The following is a 4,690-nucleotide window of genomic DNA, read 5'->3' as shown; positions in this document are numbered from 1 at the left end:
GTCGGCAGGGCGGCGGTCAGCAGGTCGAGCAGCGCCTGCGTCCTTTCCACCAGCGCTCCGGGCCCGTCCGCCGCGGCCGCCTGCCCGCCGCGCCTGACGCTCACGTTGCTCTCGTGGTCGAGCCCCGCCTGCACCCATGGCGACCTCGAATAGTGCTCCAGGAGCTCGATCGGCTCCTGGACCTGCCCGTTCGGCACGAGCACGTCACGGACCCTGACGAGCTGGTGGGCCAGATGCCCGGCCAGCCCTGCGACGCTGAACTCGGTGAGCGCGCTCGGCTTGTCCCAGGCCGCCGCCACCGCGGGAGTGCGCAGCAGCGACACCGCCGATTCCGCGGCCACCAGATAGGACTGCCTGATTTCCCCCATTTGCTGCCCTTCTCCTGATTTCAGGCGGTAACTCGCGCCCACACTATCCGTTCGCTCGGTCAGGTCAGTGCCTTCCTGATCGCCGATCTGATGAACGCGCGGGCCAGCCGGCCTCTCCTGAAGCGGCTCAGCACCGGCGCCGCCGTCCCGTACCTCCGGGCTCGCACATCGGCCAGCACCTTCTCCGGCGCCCCCAGCTCGGCGAGCACGTCCAGGGCCTCCCGCTTGCTGATCAGCCGCCCCTCCCGCAGCGTGACCGTGGCCCTGGCGACCGTGAGCATGCCCAGGTCCACCCAGATGTCGCGCAGCCAGCGCCGCCGCCCGCGCGTCTTGATGAGCCAGTAGTCACGTAAGTCGGCCCGTACGTACTCGGCCACCTCGTCATCCGACACGGGAGGCAGCAGGCCGGCGGGTGGAGGGCCGTAGAGCCGGAGGGCCCCGTCGTGCAGCTCGCGGCGGGTGATCGCGGTGACCGGGCGGCGGAAGATCTGCTCGTGAGCCCAGGTCACATGCTCGGTGGAGAGGTCGGCCAGCTCTTCCCTGGCCATGTAGGAGCAGTGCAACTGGGCCGCCAGGGGCTGGTCGAGCGCCCGGTGGACGGCCTTGATGCGGCGCCACTGCTCCATCGTCACCGGCGTGTCGACGACCGCGATCAGGTCCAGGTCGCTGCGCCCGGGCTGGTAGTCGCCGGCCGCCAGCGAGCCGTGCGCCCAAAGTGCGACCAGGGGAACAGTCGGTTCGATGCCCTGGAGAAAGTCGCTCAGCAGTCGTTCGGTCGCTGCGTGCATATTGGCAACTATGATCGATTCGCGGCATAGGTGCCACCGGTCAGGTCATCAAGATGCGTCGAACAGCGCGCTCACCGACTCGCCGTCGTGAATGCGGCGCATCGCCTCGGCCAGCGCGGGCGCGATCGACAGCACGGTGAGCTTGTCGCTGGGCTTGGGCGGCGGCACGGTGTTGGTGGAGACGATCTCCGCGACCTCGGGCAGCGCGCTCAGCCGTTCGACCGCCCCGCTCGCGAACAGTCCGTGCGTGCACGCCACCCGCACAGAACGCGCGCCGCGCTCGCGCAGGCGGTCGAGCAGCTCGATGACCGTGCTGCCCTTGGCGATCTCGTCGTCCAGGATGATCACATCCTTGCCGGCGACGTCGCCGATCACCGAGCTGATCACCACCCGGTCGTCGCTGAAGCGCTGCTTGGCGCCCATCGCGACCCCGGTGCCGAGCAGGCGGGCGAAGTGGGCGGCCTCCTTGGCGTTGCCGAGGTCGGGGGAGACGACGACCGTGTTCGACAGGTCGTACTGGCGGAAGTGCGCGGCCAGCTCGCGCAGCGCGTGCAGGTGGTCGACGGGGACGCTGAAGAAGCCGTGCACCTGCGGTGAGTGCAGCGTCATCGCCAGCACTCGATTGGCGCCCGCGGTGACCATCAGGTCGGCGACCAGCCGCGCGCCGATCGAGATGCGCGGGGCGTCCTTTTTGTCCGATCGTGCGAACGCATAGTGAGGCAGAACCACGGTGGTCCTCGCGGCCGACGCGCCGCGGGCCGCGTCGAGCATCAGCAGCAGCTCGACCAGATGCTCTTGCACGGGCGGCACGAGCGGCTGGATGAGGAACACGTCGCGCTCGCGGCAGTTGGCCTGGAGTTGCACCTCGAGCACGTCATTGGCGAAGCGCTCAATCCTCACCGGGTGGAGTGGCGTGCCCAGGTGTTGGCAGATCTCTTCGGCCAGCTCGGGATGGGCGCTGCCACTGAAAACCGTGATGTCTCGCACGATTCCGTAAGCATAGCCACCTGGCCTGGGGGTCCACGAAAGCGACCCCGGGTTCAGGTGAGCAGCTCGGGGGTCAGCGCGTCGAGGTCGGGCAGGACGCGCCACGCCAGGGCCAGCGCGTCCGGCGCGGGCGGGTAGTGCGGATGGGGCACGGCGATCACCCGCATACCCGCCGCGTGCGCCGAGCGCAGCCCGTTGCTCGAGTCCTCGACCGCCACGCACCCCCGGGGATCGACCCCGAGCCGCCGGGCCGCCTCCAGGTATCCGTCGGGCGCGGGCTTGCCGCGCGCGACCTCCTCGGTCGAGACGGTGGCCGCGAAGCACTCCTTCAGCTCGGCCGCGTCCAGGACCACGTCGATCAGCGTACGCGGGGACGAGCTGGCCAGGCCCAGCGTGACCGTCTCGTACAGCCGCCGCACCGCCTTCACCGCCCCCGGCATCAGCGGCACCTCGTCGCGGTAGCGGGCGGCCATCTGGTCCACCACCCCCCGCGCGATCTCGTCAGGGGGCAGTGACACTCCGAGCGAGTGCAGGTACGCGGCCCACTCCGCGGTGCTCATGCCCATGAGCCTGGACTGCGTGTCCGGCTGCCACGTGCCGCCATGGTCGGCGACGAAGGCTCGCCGTACCTCCTCCCACACCGGCTCGGAATCCACCAGCACACCATCAAGGTCGAACACGCACGCTTCCACCCGGCAAGCCAATCACATGGCCGCCCGACCTCAGGCCGCAATGTCCTTATTGCCCTAGATTCATGCTATTAGGGGCGTTCATTGGGCCTATCCGGGCCGATTCTCGGGCACTCGCCTTGGCATGGCAGACCTTCCATTTCACGACAAGGGCGACTTCGTGGACGCGGACCGCGGCTTCATCGGGAAGCTCAGCCCCGCAGTGGTCAAGGCGGCGGATGGCAGGGTCATCTGGGACAACGACTCCTACGACTTCCTGCGGGGGGAGTGCCCGGAAACGGCCCATCCCAGCCTCTGGCGGCAGGGCCAGCTGTGTGCCAGGCAGGGTCTGTACGAGGTCGCCGAGGGGGTTTACCAGGTGCGCGGCCTGGACCTGTCGAACATGACCCTGGTCGAGGGCGAGCGCGGCGTCCTCGTGATCGACCCACTGATCTCCACCGAATGCGCCGCGGCCGCGCTGAAGCTGTACCGCGATCACCGCGGCCCCCGCCCGGTCACCGGCGTGGTCTACACGCACTCGCACGTGGACCACTTCGGCGGCGTATGCGGCGTCACCCAGGGGGACGTGCCGATCCTGGCCCCGGCCGGATTCATGGAGCACGCGGTGGCGGAGAACGTCTACGCGGGCCCCGCCATGACCCGCCGGGCCGTCTACATGTACGGCATGGCCCTGTCCCGCTCGCCCGAGGGCCAGATCGGCTGCGGCCTCGGCACGACCACCTCGACGGGCACCGTGTCGCTCATCCCGCCCACGCTGGACGTCACCCGTACCGGACAGGAGGAGACCGTCGACGGGATCCGGATGGTCTTCCAGCTCACGCCGGGCGCCGAGGCCCCCGCCGAGATGACCTTCCTCCTTCCCGACCGCCGCGCCCTGTGCCTGGCCGAGAACGCCACCCACAACCAGCACAACATCCTCACCCTGCGCGGCGCCGGGGTCCGCGACGCCCGCGTCTGGGCGCGCTACCTGAACGAGGCCATCTCGCTGTTCGCCGACCGGGCCGACGTCGCCTTCGCCTCGCACCACTGGCCCACCTGGGGCCGCGACGGGATCGTACGGTTCCTCGAGCAGCAGCGGGACATGTACGCCTACCTGCACGACCAGACGCTGCGACTGCTCAACAAGGGCCTGACCGGGCCCGAGATCGCCGAGGTCCTGCACCTGCCGCCCGAGCTGGAACAGGCCTGGCACGCGCGCGGCTACTACGGCTCGGTCAGCCACAACGTCAAGGCCGTCTACCAGCGCTACCTGGGGTGGTTCGACGGGAACCCGGCGCACCTGTGGGAACACCCACCGCGGGAGAGCGCGCTCCGGTACGTCGAATGCCTCGGCGGCGGCTCGGCCGTGGTCGCGTTCGCCAGGCGCTACATCCATGAGAACGACCTGCGCTTCGCCGCCCAGCTGCTCAACCACGCCGTTTTCGCCGACGAGGGTAACAAGGAGGCGCGCGACCTGCTCGCCGAGGTCTACACCCGGCTCGGCCACGGCGCCGAGAACGCCACGTGGCGCAACTTCTATCTCACGGGCGCCCTCGAGTTGTCCGAGGGCATCGTGCCGGCCATTGTGGACACCACCTCGCCCGACCTGCTCACCGCGCTGACCGTGGAGCAGATCTTCGACTCGCTCGCCATCCGCGTGAACGGGCCGCGCGCCTGGAACGAGCGGCTGTCGATCGACTGGCATCTGACCGACCTGGGGGAGCGGCACCGTACGACGCTGTCCAACGGCGCGCTCATCCATCAGCGGGAGCCGGCGGACGAGACCGCGGACCTGACGCTCCGGCTGACGAAGGAGCAGCTCGTGGGGCTGCTGTCGGGCAAGGGCGTCGGTGGCGTGGAGCGCGAGGGGGACACGGGG

4 protein-coding genes and 1 pseudogene are annotated in these 4,690 nt (G+C 69.7%); 1 reads left to right on the top strand and 4 read right to left on the bottom strand.

Annotation, left to right across the window (positions count from 1 at the left end):
* The 4 genes and pseudogenes from AB0J09_RS56735 to AB0J09_RS56720 all read right to left on the bottom strand — a co-directional run.
* Positions 1-368: pseudogene (locus AB0J09_RS56735) on the bottom strand (hypothetical protein); the annotation flags it as partial.
* Between the two features lie 59 nt (positions 369-427).
* Entirely contained in the window at positions 428-1,156 is a 729-nt protein-coding gene (locus AB0J09_RS56730; protein ID WP_360711025.1) for a nucleotidyltransferase domain-containing protein, read from the bottom strand.
* A gap of 48 nt (positions 1,157-1,204) precedes the next feature.
* On the bottom strand, positions 1,205-2,143 hold the full coding sequence (locus tag AB0J09_RS56725; protein WP_360711022.1) for a ribose-phosphate pyrophosphokinase: 939 nt from the start codon (positions 2,141-2,143) through the stop codon (positions 1,205-1,207).
* A gap of 53 nt (positions 2,144-2,196) precedes the next feature.
* Positions 2,197-2,823, bottom strand: a complete 627-nt coding sequence (locus AB0J09_RS56720) for an HAD family phosphatase (RefSeq protein WP_360711019.1) — start codon at positions 2,821-2,823, stop codon at positions 2,197-2,199.
* A gap of 133 nt (positions 2,824-2,956) precedes the next feature.
* Between AB0J09_RS56720 and AB0J09_RS56715 the strand changes: the two genes are divergently transcribed.
* On the top strand, positions 2,957-4,690 hold a 1,734-nt coding region (locus AB0J09_RS56715; RefSeq protein ID WP_360711016.1), incomplete at its 3' end, for an alkyl sulfatase dimerization domain-containing protein.

This window comes from Nonomuraea sp. NPDC049784 (assembly GCF_040659615.1).
Lineage (GTDB): Bacteria > Actinomycetota > Actinomycetes > Streptosporangiales > Streptosporangiaceae > Nonomuraea.
Note: the sequence above shows the minus strand (reverse complement) of the source record. Positions and strands in the feature narration are given on the sequence as shown.

Excerpts from the sequence above, each read along its gene's own strand:
- AB0J09_RS56730 (WP_360711025.1), bottom strand. The coding sequence starts at position 1,156 with ATGCACGCAGCGACCGAACGACTGCTGAGCGACTTTCTCCAGGGCATC.